The organism is Myroides sp. TSA_177.3 (assembly GCF_052691955.1).
Genome location: NZ_JBQZGD010000018.1, coordinates 13,600 through 31,811 on the forward strand (window position 1 = coordinate 13,600; position 18,212 = coordinate 31,811).

Below are 18,212 nucleotides of genomic sequence, written 5' to 3' on the forward strand. Positions count from 1 at the left end.
AAAACAATACGATATGAAACTGGTTACACAAATAGAAATTAAAGCAAATGCAGAAACCATTTGGAATGCATTAATTGATTTTGAAAATTACTACAAATGGAATCCTTTTATTACTAAAATAGAAGGAACTGCTGCACCACGTCAAAAACTGAGAGTAAAAATTCAGAACATGCGTTTTGCTCCTATTGTTCAGGTATACAAACCACATCAAAAATTAACTTGGTTAGGTAAACTAGGTATTAAAGGTCTTTTTGATGGGTATCACTACTTTGAAATTATCCCCATTGATGAACACAAATGCTTATTCGTTCAAGGTGAAAATTTCAATGGATTACTCGTGCCTCTCCTCAAAAAGAAATTGAAAAAAGAGACACTTCCTGGTTTTATCTTGATGAATTGTTCACTTAAAGAATATGTGGAATAGGGAATGGTTTACTGTTAACAATTTATACGGTGGACAGTTTACGGTAAACTGTAAACCGTCCACTGTAAATTATACTACATCCAATGCTTATTTTCACTTTCGATCTTATACAACCATTGATTTCTAAATTGCTTCATTTGTTCGTAATTCGAGGTGCTAAAATGAACAATTCCTCCCGCAGTATGCAACATTAGGTTTCCCACATTAGCTGCTTTTTGCCATGCAAATTGAGATAGTACAATTTTTTGAATTTTATGGGGTTCTAAAATAGTGTGTGTTATATCCCAAGCTCCTGTTTTTACAATGATAAAATCATCCGTAACAATTAATCGTCCCACTCTAAAATAACGCCAAATCAACAACGTTACCACTACAAAATAGGCAGCTGCACTACTAAACCTCAAACTTGTATCTAGTGTTTCTTGTGTTAGTCCTATAAATAAGCTGATTGGTACGAGCACCAAAAAGAAGAAACGAAAACCAAAAAAACGATAGTTGTATTTCAATTCAACTCCTTGAAAATCCAACGGTTTTTTATAAATCATATCAAAAAACTCTTTGGTTTCTTCATTGGAACAACCTGGGATTTCTAGTCCTGTTTTCTTATTTAACGATTCTTTTCCAAAGACTTGGTGAATTTTAAAACTTGAAATCCCCCATAGTTTCTGGAAATAATTGCGCACAATTTTGACTAATTGAACACGAGATGGTTTAATGATTGTACTCTTCGTATGAAGTAATCCGTATGAAAGAAATAAACTACCTTGTTGAACCACCACTTTATAGTTATAAAATTTAATAACGGTGCGAATGATATTGGCAATAAAGATAGCTGCTAAAAAAACAAGGATTAGAATCAATCCGACATAAAAAGTGATTCGTTCTTCGATAAATGTATCGATTGCTTCATCATTTATGGTATCTCCAAAAAACTTAGAACCTTCATATATCAGGGAGTTTGCAAATAATAAAACAATTCCCATTGTATACAGGTAATTGGTCGTTACTCCCACTTTTAATAAGGTCAATACATTGATATGTCGAACATCTTGTACGGTATTCCTTTCTTGAGTTGTTCCTTGATCTACAGTATCCTCCCCCTCTGCTTCTAGCAATCCTTCTCTATAGGCCAATAATGTTTCTTTTAACGCTTGGGCGACTTCATGAGAAACAGAGGTAATTACTCCTTCTTTAGCTCCGCTTCCTGCAGAATCGACCTCAATCGAATATATTTGAAACAACTTATTTATAAACGATTGATTGATATTTACCTGTTGAATCTTGCGAAGTTGAATGGTCGTTTTTGTTTTATTAAAAATTCCCTTTTGCAAGACAAAAGCATCGGTTTCCTTTTCAATGTGAAAAGTAAAATTACGGTAGCTGAAATAAGCAAAAACTAGGGCTAAAATAAGCCCACCAATTACACTCAATAGGATCCAATCCCACCTCCCTGTCCATTCCCCTTTGTTGATTCTCAGGGCTACTAAAATAAGGACAGGAAAAAAAGCACGAACAAATTTTTGCAACCAATAAATAAAATTGACAACAATACCAATAGGTGCCTGTCGATTAGGAATATAAAAATTCATTATTGCTCAGTATTTAAAAAGTCTTGCGTATTGTTTTCGCCTCTCTCCTTGGCTTGAGGTAATACTTTTTCAATCACATAAGCCTTTATTTTATTGGCCTCTTCAAGAGGTAAACCTGGAATTTTTAAATCTCCTAAACTTCCACCTGCCGTAAAAAACTCAATTCTACAAAGTCCAAATAACCTCAACAAAGCTCCTTCGTAAATTTCTACATGTTGGACTCGATTAAAAGGAATTGTCGTTTCTTTTTGATGGAGTACACCCGACTTATATAGAATATCATGTTCTCTCACTGCATATCCTTTTTTACTCACACCCAACATATTTAAAACCAGCACAAGCAAAGAAAACACAACACTTGCACCAAATACAATGGCCTTGTATTCCAACAACATGGAATCCTCTCCTAAAAAGGGTAAGTAGAAACCACTTGCTCCCAATGCCAAAATAAACAAAAGAAAAATAATCGTACTGATTAGAACAACACGTTTATACTTTACATGTAAAGGTTGGAAAATTACTGCAGCTGTAGTAGGCAGTTCTGTGGTATTAATTTGCTGGTTGGAAAAGATTGTGTTCATATCTAAAATAAGCATTTGGATAAACAAATATATTCTTTTCGCTTTGATGAAACTAACGCCTATCCTATAAAAAAAATAGCCACCATATAGATGATGACTATTTTCCCAATTGATTTATAGATATAGAATTAAAACTGCTTTACAAGACCTATGTAATAAGGTTTTTCAGCAGATTTAGAACCGACTAGAATTAAGGAAAAATACCTACCTTTTTCCAAAGTGATTTGATCGCGTTTAGCTATTTCTTTACCGTCTTTATCCTGTACAGTCACCGTATAGGTTTTACTTGTTTGAGCGATAAATTTTTCATTTTCTTTCGCAGACGTTTCTGTTTCCGTATTTCGATTGGTAAACACAACCTCATCATCTAGTTTTACATTTACAACTAAATCCTCTCCTGTCAAATTAAAAAAACGAAGTCCCGAATGAGTCAAATTCCCTTCTTCTCCAAGGGTAATACGTTGATCATTGGTTATAAAGTGGATAACCTGATCTTTTGATTTCCCTCCTACGAAAGAAGTATAGAGTTGTCCATCCACCACTTGTATCCCTGCATTACTCACAATTCTTTCATTTTGATTGGTGACAATATCCAACGAGCGATTCCCCGTATATAATCCGATATAATCATAGCCTTTGTACATCAACCCTTGATAAGGAGGTTGTACAAAACGACCATTAGCCAAATACCAAACAGCCTCTGAACCACCATAACCATTCACCATGGTTAAACCACCTACCGGATAAGGTCTCCATCCACTATTGTCATCTGTACTACAACTTGTCACTGCGAACAAGCTAAGAATTAACCCAAATAATACTAATACTCTTTTCATATTGTGTTATTTAATTTTTGTTTCTTTCCTGAATATCAATCAAAATTCATACCAAAGGTTTCTCTTTTATTTTTTATGTCATTATTTTTTTGTGTGAGGCTGTCATTTTGTAATTAAGCTTATTCATTTGCCTTCTGTTATGAATCTGACGAATTACCATTCACCGAATTAAAAATAAAAAAACGTTGTATTTAATTTTGAAATACCCTATGTTTGTCTCTGTATGAAAATAAACACATCACATATCATGCTCAAAAAAATGCAAAAAGCGTTCGCTTTGGTGTGTGCGGTATGGCTTATTTTCTCTACTTGTTCCATGCAGACGAGTCTCAACCACTTACTTGGTGACACGACGACTCCCATAGAACAAACAACTAAAACCAATAAAAGTAAAAAATACACAACAGTAACTGAAAGAAGTTGTGGTCAAAGTCTCAGTATCGATGATCATAGCCAAGTGTTACAAAAAGCGGGGTGGGATATCACAAATCCATTTATTGCTTTAGTTGTATCTACTTTTCTTATTTTCTTTTTTGGCATTCGCATCAAAGGTGAATCCAATACAAATCCTGCGTATCAGGATACCTCCCAATTACAGGGCAAGCTCCCTTTATTTATCGAATTTCAGAACCTGAGAATTTGATTTTTTAACGTCTTTCTGGTCAGTCTATCGTGGTTAGCTTAAGCTATTACACGGTTTACCTACTATCTATTCGTTAACAAAATCCAATAATTTGCGATCTATCTCTGGACAGATCCCTTATATTCTCTTTCTAATGAAAACGATTTTTCGTTCGGCTACATACCTGTGGTTGACCTGTTTAAGCGTGACTATTTATGCTCAAGAGCCAGGAAAAAATTCCTTGGGTGACTTGTGGGAAAAAGTAGCACATAATTATCCAGGATTACAAGCACAGACAGCTTTAGTAGCCTCAACAGCAAGCAAAACACAAGCGGTAAAAAGTCAAGCTTTACCTCAATTTAAAGTTCAAGCCCAAAACTCATATGGTACTTTTGAGGGGAGTAATGGGGCATTTTTTCCACAATCTGGCTTTTTTAATGTCAGTGGAAACCTCACACTCTTGGATGGCAGTGACCAAACCTTCAATACCTTTGGTTCAGCCGTAGTTGAATGGGAAGTATTTGCCTTTGGTAAACAGCAGCAGGAAAACAAAGCTGCTACTGCCCAATATCAACAACAAATAGCACAAAAAGAAGCTTACGTCCTACAACTCAAAAAAGAATTAGCCTTTCGTCATATTCAGCATTTATATGCTACAGCCAATTATGATTGGATGAGTAAAAATGCAGAGCGTCTGAGAAGCATCGAATTAATTACCAATGGATTAGCCGTATCAGGATTAAAACCTGCGGCTGATAATCTATTGGCACATTCTTCCTATCTACAAGCAGCAGGACAACAAAGTTTTTGGACTGGAAGTAAACAAGCGACTCACATTGCCTTAACGGAATTAGTTGGAGAACCACTAGATACCCTTGATGCAACGCGTTTACACAACTTTCTAACTTTTCCTTTACACAAAACCAATACATCAAACACAGCTGAGGAGATTGAACATCCTGTTTTAGCTCAATACAAACAAGAAGCTTCTTATTTTGAACACAGCAGTAAGTCTATGACAAGAGCAGCACTCCCAAGTGTAAAAGTACTAGGAGGGTATGCGATTCGAGGTAGTGGTATTCAAACCAATACGGTTACAGACAAATGGAAAGATGGTTTTTCTAATTCTGTTGACAACTATCTAGTTGGCGTTGGTATCACTTGGAATTTTTCTTCCTTATTTATCAACCAATATAAAAAACAAGCCCTAAGTAAACAGGCAGAAAGTGCGGAGAAAAAATACAATGCGTATGAGCAAGCCTTACATGCCAATATAGAAGCTAGTCAAGTTCAGATTAAAGAACAAACAGCGCAATTGCAGCAAACACACCAAGCGATTGTACATGCAACTCAGGCTTATACCATGTATATGGCGCGTTATAAAAGCGGCTTAATCACACTTAGTGAGCTCTTACAAATTCAACAGTTACTCGAACAAGCGGAGAAAACCCACATTGAGGCAACCCAACAATATTGGATGCAATTGGTTTCTGAGGCAACCTTAACCGCGAATTTTGACTTTTTATTTACTAACTTATAATATAGACTCCGTATGAATCTAATCAGATTTGCCTTAAGAAAGCCTATTGCCATTCTAATCATCGTATTAGCCTTGGGCTTCTTATCGATTAATTCGATTAAGAAAATCAATGTCGATATCTTTCCAGAAATAGAACTTCCTTCCATTTATATTGCCATGCCTTATGGTGGACTTTCGCCAGCCTATATGGATGGATTTATGGCGAATGAATTTCAAAAAGTATTGCTCTTCGTTGGAGGAGTGCAAAACATTGATTTTAAAAGTGTTCAAGGATTAACCTTGATGAAATTATCCTTTTATCCAGGAACGGATATGGCGCAAGCAGCAGGAGAAGTTTCTACCCAAGTATCTCGTGCAATGGGATTCTTACCACCAGGAGCTGTACCTCCTATGGTGGTTCGATTTGATGGTAGTTCTCTACCTGTTGGACAACTCGTTTTTGAGAGTCCCCAACGTACTATTACAGAACTACAAACCATGGTACAGACGCGAATTAGACCCATGTTTGTGGAAATTCCTGGGGTAACTGCACCTGCTCCTTTCGGAGGTAATGTGCGCTCTATTATTGTCAATATTGATCCACAAGCCATGCAAGCCAATGGCTTGAGTCCAGAAGAAATTACCTTAGCCATTACGAAAAACAGTCACCCCTCTCCTGCAGGAAATATCCGCATTGGAGAACAAAACTTAATGGCTCCGATTAACTCCATTGCAACCAATCCAGAAGTATTTCTCAATACTCCGGTGCGTACAACTGACAATAGAACCATCTATATAAAAGATGTTGCACAGGTGATTGATGCAGCTGACCAAACAACAGGATATGCCTTAATTAATGGCACGCGCTCTGTTTATTTGCCAATTATCAAAAAAGCAGATGCTTCAACCATAGATGTAGTAAAAAACTTAAAAGCGTCTTTGCCTTTATTGGAAAACACACTTCCTGAAGATGTATCTATCCGTTATGAATTTGACCAATCCAAATACATTGAACGCTCTTTGACCAACTTGATTCACGAAGGAATCTTAGGAGCTTTATTTACTGGATTGATGATTTTCTTATTCTTAGGTGATACACGTGGAGCCATCATTGTAATATTGACGATTCCAGTGGCTATCTTATCTGCTGTGGCAGCATTATATTTTATGGGTCAAACCATTAATATTATGACCCTGAGTGGACTTGCACTCTCCATTGGTATTCTCGTCGATGAAGCCACCGTGACCATAGAGAATATTCACCAGCACTTTGAGATGGGAAAATCCAAGGCCCAAGCTATTTTAGACGCGCTTCTTGAAATTTCAATTCCCAAGTTGCTTATTCTTCTTTGTATTTTAGCGGTGTTAACCCCTGCTTTTATTATGACGGGGATTCCGAAAGACATGTTCATGCCTCTTTCAATGGCGGTAGCGTTTGCCATGATTTTCTCGTTCTTAGCTTCACAAACGTTCGTTCCTATTTTAGCCAATTGGTTAATGAAGAACAAACACCTTGCGATTTATGACAAGAAAACAAAAAGACAACGCAAATTCTTTGAGAAATTTCGCTTGCGTTACTCTCAAGTGGTGCGTGTTTGGCACAAGCGATCTCGTGCACTTTTTGTCGGTTACATCCTCGTAGCTGTAGGGTGTATTGCCCTTTTACTGCAATTCATTGGAACCGATATCATGCCTGCTTCTAACAGTGGGGATTTTCAGATTCGCATTGAAGCTCCTCAGGGAAGTCGCATTGAGAAAACAGAAGAAATTGTCAAAGAGATTATCAGCGATATTGCTTCGGTATTACCAGAAAATGGAATTTCCATCACTTCGTCTTTTGTGGGGATGCACCCTTCGGGAACGCCGATTAACCCTATTTTCTTATTCACTAATGCTTCCCATGAGGCCGTATTGCAGGTAGCCATTGATCAAAGTATCTACAAAGGGTCAATTTCAGCACTCAAAGAGCAAATTAGAGAACAAGTAAGTACCAATCGACCAGAGGTCCTGATTAACTTTGAACCTATGGAATTGGTAGAAAAGATCATGGGCCAAGGAGCCATGACGCCTATTGAAGTTAAAGTTGGTGCGAGACAAATTAAATTGGCAGAAAATCACGCCAAGAAAATTGAACAAGAATTAAAAGAAATTCCTTATCTACGCGATATTCGAATTGCAGAACCTTTAAACTATCCAACCTTACAAATTGAAGTAAACCGCGATTTATTAGGTCAATTTGGTTTAACGATGAGCGATGTTACCCGAAGTTTAGCTACGGCAACTTCTTCTACGCGTTATACGGACAAAAATTTATGGGTGGATCCAAACTCTGGATTAGTTTTCCAAGTACAGGTTCAAATTCCGGAAGGAACGATTGACAGTGCTGAAAAACTCAAAGCGCTTCCATTGAAAAAAGGTAGTTTACGTCCAATTTTAGAGGATGTTGCAACTGTTAATTTAGTAGATGAAGCAGCTCAAGTGAACCGAAAAGGGCCGAATCGATATGTAACTGTTATTGCAAACATCCACGATAAAGATTTGGGATCAGCTTCTAAAGCTGTGAAAAAAGCCATTGCCAATGTAGGAGAACCGCCAAGGGGAACTATTGTTTGGACAGAAGGGACGCTCAATCTCTTAGATGAAACACTTGGTAATTTATTAATCGGACTTGGTGTTGCTGTTGTTACCATCTATTTGATGTTATCCGCTTACTATCAATCTTTCCGATTACCATTAGTAATTCTATCTGTATTGCCGGCAGTAATTGCAGGAAGTTTACTGTTATTATTCCTCAGTGGAAGTACCTTAAACTTACAATCGTATATGGGGATTATTATGTCTATTGGGGTTTCCGTTTCCAATGCTGTGCTCTTAATTAATCAAGCGGAATACTATCGAAAAGAAATGCAATTGCGCACTGTTAATGCAGCTCGCTTAGCTGCTTCTTCTCGTCTACGCCCAGTATTAATGACTGCTGCTGCCATGGTTGCGGGAATGTTGCCGATGTCTTTAGGTTTAGGAGATGGTGGAGAACAAGTTGCTCCCTTAGGTCAAGCTGTAATTGGTGGTCTTTTAGCATCGACTGTTACCATTCTATTGCTTCTACCGCATTTCTTTACCTCAACGATGCAAAAGGCAACCTTAGTTGGTCCTTCATTAGATCCTGATGATCCAAAAAGTAAATTTCACTCACTTGAAACCCATTAATTTTGATTTTTAATAACACAATTATGAAACGATACGTCATTTTATCTCTCACGATATTAGGTAGCACTTTATTTTTCACAGCTTGTAAGGATAATGCTCCAACTGAAAAAACAGCCACTCCTCCAACTGTTACTGTGGATTTGAGCACGTCTCCTTTACAGGAATTAAATCCTATTTATTCTATTACTGTACCAGGTGAAATCAAACCCTATGAGCAGGTCGCTTTATATGCTAAGGTTTCTGGTTTCATTAAACACTTGTACGTTGATCGTGGAGATCATGTAAAAAAAGGACAATTATTAGCGTTGCTAGAAGCACCTGAGATGAATCAACGTGCCTTATCGGATCAGTCTATCCAGGATAAAGCCTATAGCGATTACCTTTTAGCCAAACAAGTATATGATCGCTTGCTAGAAGCCTCAAGAACTACAGGCGCTGTTGCACAAGTCGAATTAGAACGTGCACAAAGTACAATGAACAGTACAAAATCTGCTTTTGAATCTGCTAAAGCCAGTACAGCACAAGCCAAACAGCTTCAAGATTATTTGCGTATTGTAGCTCCCTTTGATGGAATTATTACACAGCGTAACTTATCTAACGGATCTTTAGTAGGCAATAACGGAAATACGCCTATTTTTGAAATGGCTCAAAATAATCAATTGCGTTTAACTGTAGCAATACCCGAAAAACACGCAGGAGCTATACAAAAAACGGCTGCTGCAACGTTTACCATTAGTGCTTATCCTGGAGAGCAATTTACAGCACAACTGTCGAGAACTTCTGGCGTATTGAATCAACAAGATAGATCCTTAACCTTGGAATTTGACCTTGATAATACAAATGGAAAATTACAAGGAGGAGATTATGCACAAGTGAAATTAGCCTTACAACGCAAGCAACCGACCTTATGGATGGCTACAAAGAGCATTCTCAACACCCAATCAGGTAATTTTGTAATCACGAAAAAAGGCGATCAGTTATCTAGAATTCCCGTTGAATTAGGCGTGCAATTGGATACTCTTACGGAAGTATTCGGTGCACTTCACAAAGAAGACTTGGTAATTAACAAGCCTTCAGAAGAAATGAAAAACTCAAAAAAATAAATGTAGTATGATGCAATTCACACAAAAATTAAACCGTCATCTCGGAGCTCTTATGCTCCTACTAGCATTAGGGTTATATGCTAGTACTCCTGCTCAAGCACAGCAAAAAAACGCCCCTGTTGTAAACACCAAAACAACGGATGCTGTATTTTTTGATGCGACAGGGAAAAAAGTATCCTTGAGTTCTTTACAAGGTAAAGTTGTATTTGTTAACTTTTGGGCTACTTGGTGTCCTCCTTGTATTAAAGAAATGCCTTCCATTCAAGCATTAAAAGAAAAAATGAAAAACCAAGACGTTGTTTTCTTACTGGTTGATATCGATGGTAACTATGAAAAAGCAAAAGCTTTTATGGACAAAAGGAGTTTAGATCTTCCCATTTATATTCCTGCAGCTACAGTTTCAAGTACTTACTTGGGAACCTCTATTCCTACCACTGTGATTTTTGATAAAAAAGGAAATATGATTCAACGTATTGTTGGTGGTGTTGACTTTGCTTCTGAGGAAGTTGAAAAATTTATGAATCAAGTTTTGAAATTGTAAATTAATTGTTTTCAAACAGTTAGAATCAAGCTCACTTCTCGTAAGTGAGCTTTTTTTATGTCCCTTTTTTTCTTAATTATTCCATCCATATAAAACAAATACTTTATTAACAACGCGATTTTTTTGAATTAAGCATAATAAAACCAGCTATTAACTAAAAACAAAAAAATAAAGCACTCATTATAACTTAAAATATTGAAAAACAAATAATTCTTTCCTTTTAGACTTCTAGATTAAGTTTAAGTTAATTTTTTGTTTATTTTAGCAAATACCAAAACCAACCAAAAAACAACAAATATGACCATGCTATATATTTTTCCTATAGTTCTAGGCCTAATAGGATTTTTTAATCTTCTTTTTCACTTTAAACAAGTGCATTTAATAGGCTATAGAAGTCATAATGCGTTAAAAGATGACAAACACTGGCGCGTAGCACAACGCACAAGTAGTTCGTCTCTTATTGCAGCTAGTTTATTCTTAATTTGCATGAACTATACGCTAGCTCAATTTGATTATGCCACACAAACACTACAAGCAATTATGATTACTGCTAATATCTTTTGTGTGTTGTATACGATTATTCATACAGAAACTGTATTAGAAAAAATCGACCAGAAAATCGACCAAAATTATATTCAAAAATAATTTCAATTATTATTATTTCTTCCTCTTTCTTGTGCTAACGATTACAACAGCCAGAAAAACATTTTACTTTGCTTTAAAATCACTACTACTACTAGACAAGAAAGAGGTTTTTTATCAATAATATTATTTTACTTACGCAAAAAAGGTATGGACATGATTTGTTCATACCTTTTTTTATGAAAATAGAATAAGGAGGATTTTTTTGTGAGGTTTGTGCTTTGTTCTTTGTGAGGTTTGTGCTTTGTGAGGTATGTGCTTTGTGAGGTATGTGCTTTGTGAAGTCGTGAATTTTATGGATGAAATAAGATTTTGATGCACTCTTAATCAAACAAATTATCTAGTTACTTGGCAAATTGCCATTTGCCACTACGGGGTTTTACATCACACCACCTCATCGTCTCACCCTCACACAGTCTCACCTTCTCACCCTCTCACCTTCTCACCCTCTCACCTTCTCACCCTCTCACCTCCTCATCATCTCACCAATCTCATCATCTCACTTTCTCACTTTCTCACTTTCTCACTTTCTCAAAAAACAACCTATTAAAAAAAATATTTTTAATTATAACATAAATTTTATTAAATTAGCCTTTAATAAAATTGAACAATTTGAAAACAAAACATAAATTACCTACACATTGCCCTAGTTGCAACAATAAATTACATGTTACACAATTAGCGTGTGAAAGTTGTGAAACAACAGTAGGTGGACAATTTGAATTACCGCTACTCTCTCAATTGACACAAGAGGAGCAAGATTTCATCTTACAATTTTTTCTTTACAGTGGAAGTCTAAAACAAATGGCACAACAAATGAATATTAGCTATCCAACTGTGCGAAATAAATTAGACGATATGATTGATCATATTAAAAAACTACAAAACCCATAACATAATTACAAACCAACACAACTACAACTTTATGAAAAATGCTATTACCAAACCTTTTGAAACTCTACAGGAAACCAAACTCTTGTTCATTGGTTCACTTCTTTTAGTCGCTGGATCTTTGTTTGCTTTTCTTACCAATACCCGATTTGATGGGGTTTTAGATATGCATCTTACCACCCAACTTCAATGGTATCAACCACTAGTAGATAATATAGTAAATACACTGTGTCTAACGGTTACCTTATTTATACTCTCGCGTTTTTTACCAACCAAAGCACGCCTTATTGACATTTTCAATGTAGCACTCATTTGTAGGGTTCCTCTTTATTTTTCACTTTTTGTCAATATAGGAAACATCCAACAAGAAACGGCTGATTTCTTAGTCGCCAATTTGCATAATCCTACAATGATAACAGAACTCCCTTTTATCAATCTCTTTCTATTCGGGTTAAGTGCCTTAGTAGGACTTACAGCTCTTGTTTTTATGGGATTTTTACTTTACAGAGGATACAAAAATGCAACAAATTCAAAACAGGCTTCTCATCATGTATTACTAATTGTAGCAGTATTACTAGCTGAAGTTGTATCTAAACTATTGGTTTATTTATACTAATACTTATAGAAAAAAACTACTACTCTAACCTTATACAACTATGAAAACTATATTACACTTCTTTATTTACCTCTTAACAGCCTTATGTGCTTTATTGGGATTTGCTCAAGCACCTCAAATCAAAGAGATTGCTATTGATTCCCAATTACTAGGAGATTTATATACCACAGCTACAAAAAACGACAATCTCGTTATTATTGTTCCTGGTTCAGGTCCAACCAATCGCAATGGAAATAGTTTTGCTGGTTTAAAAGGTAATTCATATAAAATGTTAGCAACAGCTTTAAGCTCTCATAATCTTGATGTATTTACCTATGACAAACGCTTTATTACGCAATTAAAACTGAATCAACCTATAAAAGAAGAAGAAGGACGTTTTGAAGATGGAGTGGATGATTTAGCTTTAATTGTCACTTATTTCACGTCTCAATATCCTAAGATTACCTTAGTTGGACATAGTGAGGGTGCACTACTTGCCAATCTTTTAGCAAACAAATCTGCTACAGTTACGAAGTACGTTTCTTTACAGGGACCAGGTACAACTGCAGATCAAATCATCTATGAACAAATCACCCAACAATTACCAGCTTTAGGAGCAAAAGTAACAGAAATCAATACTGCATTAAAAAATGGACAAACAGTAAAAGAGATTCCTCCTATGCTTCAAGCCTTGTATCGCCCTAGCGTACAACCTTACTTAATTTCCTGGATGAAATACGATCCAAGCGTAGAAATAGCCAAAATAAAACAACCAACACTGATTATTGATGGTGATAAAGATTTACAAGTTTCTTTAAAACAAGGGGATTTATTGAGTCAGGCAAATCCCAAAGCCAAACGCATTACCTTAAAAAACATGAATCACGTCTTAAAACAAATTGACAAAGACGAAGATAATATGAAAAGCTATGGTGATCCCACTTTTCCTTTACATCCAGAACTTGCTTCGGCAATTGCAACTTTTATACAAACAGCTAACTAACCGCTTATGTCTGAGCCGACTCTTTTTCATTACTTTTTTTTGCCTATTATTTTCATTATTGTAGGATGGCTTACACCAAAGTGCAAAGATATTGGCCCTATAGGTTATCGAACTCCTCGAAGCATGAAAAATCAAGAAAATTGGGATTTTTCTCAGAAATTAAGTGGTAAACTTATGCTTATCTTGGGTAGTATTATATTAATTGTCAATCTACTTTTCTACATTGATATTTTTCCGCAAACTAATTTTCAACTAACAGAAATGGTACTTATTGGCGGAGGTGTACTTCTAGTAATCCTCATTACTGAGATACGCTTATATCAATTCGAAAAAAGGGCAACGAACTAACCCTTACACTACAAGTAGTGCCATTTCACGCAATTGTTGTACTGGCTTTGAAAACCAAAATAGCTCAAAGTCAGTAGAACAGGTCGTTTCAAAACTCGTTTTCATCTCTTGATAGGTTTTCGTTTGTGTGGTACTTCCCTTTACTTCTTCTATAAAAGAAGCAAACCAATCCCCCTCTTCTTGGTCTAAACTAATGGTTAGGGTATCATTTTTAGTATAAAAAATAAGGTCAACCATTTCACGTGCTTGTCCTTTTTTCTTTTTTGTAAAATATTCTTTATATGGATATGTACCCAACCACACGATTTTTTGATTTCCTCTATAGGTAGGTAAAAGTTCACTTTCTAAACAAGAGGCAATATAATCTGGGCGAATAGAGGTACGAGGGACTTTGAAATCAAACCACTCGTTCAACGGCCAATCCAAACACATGCCATGCATAAAATTAAACAGGGATTTCTTTAATCCAAAAGAAAACTTATCGTGAATGGCGCCATTCATTTCGACATGGGGAACATCATTATTTGCAAAAGCACTATGCTCTGTCTTCTGTGCGATTACTTTATATTCCTCTGGATTCATTCCTACTGGAGAGTGTGCAGTCATTGCAAATTGATGCCAAAATCCAGATTGCATAATACCCGCTTCAAATAATTGACGAACCATCTCCAAGCTGTCAATGGTTTCTTGTGCGGTTTGCGTTGGAAAACCATACATCAAATAGGCGTGAACAAGAATACCCGCTTCCGTAAAATTGCGATTTACACGAGCCACTTGTTCTACCGTTACTCCTTTTTCAATCAACTTTAGCAAGCGATCTGATGCAACTTCCAACCCTCCTGAAACAGCAATACATCCGGATGCTTTCAACAGGAAACACAAATCACGAGTAAAACTTTTCTCAAAGCGAATATTGGTCCACCAAGATACTGTGATTTTTCTTCGAATAATTTCCAAAGCTACTTCACGCATCAAAGCTGGTGGCGCCGCTTCATCTACAAAATGGAATCCCGTTTCTCCCGTCTGCTCAATTAACGTCTCCATTCGATCGACAATCAATTTAGCTGCTACAGGCTCATATACCTTGATGTAATCCAAGCTAATGTCACAAAACGTACATTTTCCCCAATAACAACCATGTGCCATGGTTAACTTATTCCAGCGTCCGTCACTCCACATACGATGCATCGGATTGACAACTTCAATTACGGAAATATAGTCATTGAGTTTTAAACTTGAATAATCAGGCGTTCCAACTTCTGCTTGTTTGTAATCTCGTTTAAGTGGGTTATTGATATACACCACTTTGTTATCCTTACACACAAACGTGCGTTTTAATTCTTCTTGCGCTAATTTTCCTTCAACATGGAGAATTAGATTTTCTAAAGGCGCTTCCCCATCATCCAGGGTAATGAAATCAAAAAACTCAAATACTCTGGTGTCCGATAAGGAACGTAACTCCGTATTGGGGTATCCCCCACCCATTGTTACTTTTATCTCAGGATGATTTTGTTTAATCCATTGCGCACAGCGAAAAGCACTGTATAAATTACCTGGAAAAGGCACTGAAAATCCAACGATCTTGGGATTAGATTGAGCAACAATCCCCGTTAAAAGTTCAAGAGTCAATTCATCAATAAAAGTTAAGGGTTGCTGCAACGACTCATACAACTCATCAAAAGTATGCGCTGATCGACCTAAACGCTCGGCATAACGACTAAACCCAAAATGAGGATCAACCGTATCAACAATTAAATCCGCGATATCTTCAAGATACAGCGTCGCTAAATGCTTCGCTTGATCTTGGATACCCATCGAACCAAAAGCCCATTCTAGCTCTTCTAGCTGATCAAATCGAGAGGCTCTAGGTAAAAAATCTTCTTTGATAATGGTGTGTGCAAACGTTGGATTTTTCCCCTGTAAAAATTTAATTACAGCATCTATCGTAGCAATATACTCATTTTCTAAAGCCAACATACGATGCGTATTGCCATTAACCTCCCCTACGACTGTGTGAATATGATCGTATAAACGAGTCAATCCTTTTTTACTAAACAGTCGCAGAATCACTTCAATTCCCAAATCACTTTGATAGCTTGAAATGGATAAGGTATTCAAAAAACCTGTAATATAAGCTGTCGCTGGATACGGTGTATTCAGCTGTGTAAAAGGCGGAGTAATTAATGTAATTGTCGTTTGCACCCTAGATAATTTAAGAGACAAAATTACCTACATTTTCTTAGTATAAATAATATTTTAAAAAAATCTCTGACGAAAGATTTATTTTAAGTTAATTTTAAGTTATATTTACTACACACTCAACCCAAAAACTAACGATATGAAGTATTTTCTACCACTAATATTACTAATCACATCTAATTTAATATATTCACAACGAATAAACCCTGATGACGTTATTGTAATATGCTCTAACCAACAAATAGTTGGGCAAACACCTCAAAGTACCAATTATACGAATTTAAGAACGTCTTGTGGTCCATTTAGTCCCTTATCTAGTTCATTAACTCTTTTCTATGTAGAAATAAAATCAGGTTCTACGTTTACATTTGTAATCAGCCCACAAGCAGCTGTTGATTACGATTTTGCTTCTTGGAAAAATCCTAACTTTGCCAATCTAGGTCCTGGTGATCGAGGCTCCCAAAATGACGGAGTAGATGCTCGTCAGTACAATATTGGTTTATCTCTTACCGAAACGATGTTATGTGAGGAGCCAGGGGCAACTACTTGGTTAGGCAACACAGCTACTGTACCAGGAATGGTTAGATATTATGATGTGCAACCTGGGGATGGTATTTTGATTGCTGTTAATCGTTGGTCAGCAACCGATGCTGGTTTTACCTTATCCTTTGGTGGTGATGCTGTACTAAACTGTGATCTTACAGAAAAGACCTATGAACAATGTGATGAGAACTATGATGAAAAAGAAATTTTCGATTTAGATTTTATCAAATCAGATATTAATAATATCGATAATACTTTCATAATTGACTTTTTTGAATCGGCAGATGATGCTACTAATCAAACGGCAACAAACTTCTTAGCATCTCCTTATACCGTTCAATTCGAAGATAGCCCAAAACAAATTTATGCGCGTTTTAAAAGAGCTAATGGAATATATTTCAAAACAATGAAAATCAATCTCATTGTCAATGAAGTACCGCAAAAACCCAAAGAGCCTTTAAAATATGCCTTATGTGTCGAAGAATTAAAAGACAAAGAAAAGCTAGCCACGTTCAATTTAACCCAGTTTGAAAACAAACTCAATGAAAACAATATTGGAAAGATTGACTTCACTTATTTCGAACCATTTAATGATACCATTCGCAAGATCAGTAATCCAACTAAATATAGCTCAATGCGTAATACCCTTACCATACGCATGACCATTGACGATAAATGTCCGATTGATATTCCTTTACAATTAATTGTCAATGATATTGACATTAAATCAATGGCTTTCACGTATTCTGAGCTTTGCGCAACTGAAACAGAAATAGGACTGGTTTACGATTTAAATCAAACGTTAAGTACCTTATTAAGCAATAAAGACGAGACAAAATACAACATTCAGTTTTTTAATTCACCTGAGGATGCAGAAAGTGAAACGAATGCCATAGAGGATCCTTCCAATCACTTGGTGCCTTACTACCAAGAACAACTTATCACCGTTAAAATAACAGATAACAATACTTGTTCGACGCAATCTGAAATTCGCTTGCATGCCGTGCCAAGATTTAGAATGGAAGACCAAGTAACCACCGAATGTACTCCTTATAGACTTCCAGAATTACCGGAAGGGTATGCCTATTATTTAGAACCAAATAAACAAGGAAATAACATCAAATTGAATACACCTGAAAGTATCTTTTATGGCCCTAAAACCATTTATATCTATGCGACAAAAGACTATGGACTTCCAAAGCTAAACGATTGTACCTTTGAAGATAGTTTCACTGTGACAACTGAAGGTTGTATCATTGCTAAAGGAATTTCTCCTAATGGTGATGGACTCAATGACAATTGGGATCTCGAGCCTTATGGTGTAATTAATCTAAAAATATTCAACCGATATGGTATTGAAGTTTACAAAAAAACAGGAGGATATAAGAACGAATGGTATGGCCAATCAAATGGCAGTACCAAACTACCAAGTGGAACGTACTGGTATTATTTTGAAGCCATCACGGGTGTTTATTCTGGATGGATTGAATTAATGTATTAATATTTGAAATAAAACCGTATTTTTACTATGCTTAAAAAGTTTTACTATCTTGATAGTAAAACTTTTTT

16 protein-coding genes are annotated in these 18,212 nt (G+C 36.2%); 12 read left to right on the top strand and 4 right to left on the bottom strand.

Annotation, left to right across the window (positions count from 1 at the left end; all coding sequences use genetic code 11):
* The first annotated feature begins 13 nt into the window (after positions 1-13).
* Positions 14-424, top strand: a complete 411-nt coding sequence (locus ACUTSE_RS14365; RefSeq protein WP_445640742.1) for an SRPBCC family protein — start codon at positions 14-16, stop codon at positions 422-424.
* Between the two features lie 74 nt (positions 425-498).
* Here ACUTSE_RS14365 and ACUTSE_RS14370 read toward each other — a convergent pair whose 3' ends face one another.
* The 3 genes from ACUTSE_RS14370 to ACUTSE_RS14380 all read right to left on the bottom strand — a co-directional run bounded on the left by ACUTSE_RS14370 (position 499) and on the right by ACUTSE_RS14380 (position 3,430).
* Entirely contained in the window at positions 499-2,013 is a 1,515-nt protein-coding gene (locus ACUTSE_RS14370) for a PH domain-containing protein (RefSeq protein WP_445640743.1), read from the bottom strand.
* A complete protein-coding gene (locus ACUTSE_RS14375) occupies positions 2,013-2,594 on the bottom strand; it encodes a PH domain-containing protein (protein WP_445640744.1) in 582 nt (193 codons plus the stop codon). The genes ACUTSE_RS14370 and ACUTSE_RS14375 overlap by 1 nt, the downstream gene beginning before the upstream one ends.
* A 128-nt stretch (positions 2,595-2,722) precedes the next feature.
* Positions 2,723-3,430: a hypothetical protein gene (locus tag ACUTSE_RS14380; RefSeq protein WP_445640745.1), complete on the bottom strand. Its 708-nt coding sequence runs from the start codon at positions 3,428-3,430 to the stop codon at positions 2,723-2,725.
* A 259-nt stretch (positions 3,431-3,689) separates the two neighbouring features.
* Here ACUTSE_RS14380 and ACUTSE_RS14385 point away from each other — a divergent pair, with 259 nt between their 5' ends.
* From ACUTSE_RS14385 to ACUTSE_RS14430, 10 genes are all read left to right on the top strand, one after another.
* On the top strand, positions 3,690-4,073 hold the full coding sequence (locus ACUTSE_RS14385) for a hypothetical protein (protein WP_445640746.1): 384 nt from the start codon (positions 3,690-3,692) through the stop codon (positions 4,071-4,073).
* A gap of 133 nt (positions 4,074-4,206) precedes the next feature.
* On the top strand, positions 4,207-5,592 hold the full coding sequence (locus tag ACUTSE_RS14390; protein ID WP_445640747.1) for a TolC family protein: 1,386 nt from the start codon (positions 4,207-4,209) through the stop codon (positions 5,590-5,592).
* A 12-nt stretch (positions 5,593-5,604) separates the two neighbouring features.
* The gene (locus ACUTSE_RS14395) at positions 5,605-8,778 is read left to right on the top strand and encodes an efflux RND transporter permease subunit (protein ID WP_445640748.1); all 3,174 of its coding nucleotides are present in this window, start codon (positions 5,605-5,607) and stop codon (positions 8,776-8,778) included.
* Between the two features lie 23 nt (positions 8,779-8,801).
* On the top strand, positions 8,802-9,881 hold the full coding sequence (locus tag ACUTSE_RS14400) for an efflux RND transporter periplasmic adaptor subunit (protein ID WP_445640749.1): 1,080 nt from the start codon (positions 8,802-8,804) through the stop codon (positions 9,879-9,881).
* Positions 9,882-9,888: 7 nt separating this feature from the next.
* Positions 9,889-10,422 carry a TlpA family protein disulfide reductase gene (locus ACUTSE_RS14405; protein ID WP_445640750.1) on the top strand — a complete coding sequence of 178 codons (534 nt, stop codon included), beginning with the start codon at positions 9,889-9,891 and terminating at the stop codon, positions 10,420-10,422.
* Between the two features lie 297 nt (positions 10,423-10,719).
* A complete protein-coding gene (locus ACUTSE_RS14410) occupies positions 10,720-11,067 on the top strand; it encodes an SdpI family protein (RefSeq protein WP_115091681.1) in 348 nt (115 codons plus the stop codon).
* A gap of 609 nt (positions 11,068-11,676) precedes the next feature.
* On the top strand, positions 11,677-11,958 hold the full coding sequence (locus ACUTSE_RS14415; protein WP_002987264.1) for a DUF2089 domain-containing protein: 282 nt from the start codon (positions 11,677-11,679) through the stop codon (positions 11,956-11,958).
* A 31-nt stretch (positions 11,959-11,989) separates the two neighbouring features.
* Positions 11,990-12,571: a hypothetical protein gene (locus ACUTSE_RS14420; protein WP_445640751.1), complete on the top strand. Its 582-nt coding sequence runs from the start codon at positions 11,990-11,992 to the stop codon at positions 12,569-12,571.
* 40 nt (positions 12,572-12,611) lie between these two features.
* Complete coding sequence (locus ACUTSE_RS14425; protein ID WP_445640752.1) at positions 12,612-13,553, top strand: alpha/beta hydrolase; 942 nt, start codon at positions 12,612-12,614, stop codon at positions 13,551-13,553.
* Between the two features lie 6 nt (positions 13,554-13,559).
* Positions 13,560-13,901, top strand: coding sequence for an SdpI family protein (locus tag ACUTSE_RS14430; RefSeq protein WP_445640753.1), 342 nt, complete (start codon positions 13,560-13,562; stop codon positions 13,899-13,901).
* A gap of 3 nt (positions 13,902-13,904) precedes the next feature.
* Here ACUTSE_RS14430 and ACUTSE_RS14435 read toward each other — a convergent pair whose 3' ends face one another.
* Complete coding sequence (locus ACUTSE_RS14435; protein ID WP_445640754.1) at positions 13,905-16,103, bottom strand: B12-binding domain-containing radical SAM protein; 2,199 nt, start codon at positions 16,101-16,103, stop codon at positions 13,905-13,907.
* Positions 16,104-16,239: 136 nt separating this feature from the next.
* On the opposite strand from ACUTSE_RS14435, the gene ACUTSE_RS14440 reads away from it, so the two are divergent.
* Positions 16,240-18,144, top strand: coding sequence for a T9SS type B sorting domain-containing protein (locus ACUTSE_RS14440; protein ID WP_445640755.1), 1,905 nt, complete (start codon positions 16,240-16,242; stop codon positions 18,142-18,144).
* Positions 18,145-18,212: the final 68 nt, after the last annotated feature.

What these genes read in the sequence shown, in the direction of transcription:
- ACUTSE_RS14365 (WP_445640742.1), top strand. Translation starts at nt 14, where the DNA reads ATGAAACTGGTTACACAAATAGAAATTAAAGCAAATGCAGAAACCATT.
- ACUTSE_RS14370 (WP_445640743.1), bottom strand. Translation starts at nt 2,013, where the DNA reads ATGAATTTTTATATTCCTAATCGACAGGCACCTATTGGTATTGTTGTC.
- ACUTSE_RS14375 (WP_445640744.1), bottom strand. Translation starts at nt 2,594, where the DNA reads ATGAACACAATCTTTTCCAACCAGCAAATTAATACCACAGAACTGCCT.
- ACUTSE_RS14380 (WP_445640745.1), bottom strand. Translation starts at nt 3,430, where the DNA reads ATGAAAAGAGTATTAGTATTATTTGGGTTAATTCTTAGCTTGTTCGCA.
- ACUTSE_RS14385 (WP_445640746.1), top strand. Translation starts at nt 3,690, where the DNA reads ATGCAAAAAGCGTTCGCTTTGGTGTGTGCGGTATGGCTTATTTTCTCT.
- ACUTSE_RS14390 (WP_445640747.1), top strand. Translation starts at nt 4,207, where the DNA reads ATGAAAACGATTTTTCGTTCGGCTACATACCTGTGGTTGACCTGTTTA.
- ACUTSE_RS14395 (WP_445640748.1), top strand. Translation starts at nt 5,605, where the DNA reads ATGAATCTAATCAGATTTGCCTTAAGAAAGCCTATTGCCATTCTAATC.
- ACUTSE_RS14400 (WP_445640749.1), top strand. Translation starts at nt 8,802, where the DNA reads ATGAAACGATACGTCATTTTATCTCTCACGATATTAGGTAGCACTTTA.
- ACUTSE_RS14405 (WP_445640750.1), top strand. Translation starts at nt 9,889, where the DNA reads ATGATGCAATTCACACAAAAATTAAACCGTCATCTCGGAGCTCTTATG.
- ACUTSE_RS14410 (WP_115091681.1), top strand. Translation starts at nt 10,720, where the DNA reads ATGACCATGCTATATATTTTTCCTATAGTTCTAGGCCTAATAGGATTT.
- ACUTSE_RS14420 (WP_445640751.1), top strand. Translation starts at nt 11,990, where the DNA reads ATGAAAAATGCTATTACCAAACCTTTTGAAACTCTACAGGAAACCAAA.
- ACUTSE_RS14425 (WP_445640752.1), top strand. Translation starts at nt 12,612, where the DNA reads ATGAAAACTATATTACACTTCTTTATTTACCTCTTAACAGCCTTATGT.
- ACUTSE_RS14430 (WP_445640753.1), top strand. Translation starts at nt 13,560, where the DNA reads ATGTCTGAGCCGACTCTTTTTCATTACTTTTTTTTGCCTATTATTTTC.
- ACUTSE_RS14440 (WP_445640755.1), top strand. Translation starts at nt 16,240, where the DNA reads ATGAAGTATTTTCTACCACTAATATTACTAATCACATCTAATTTAATA.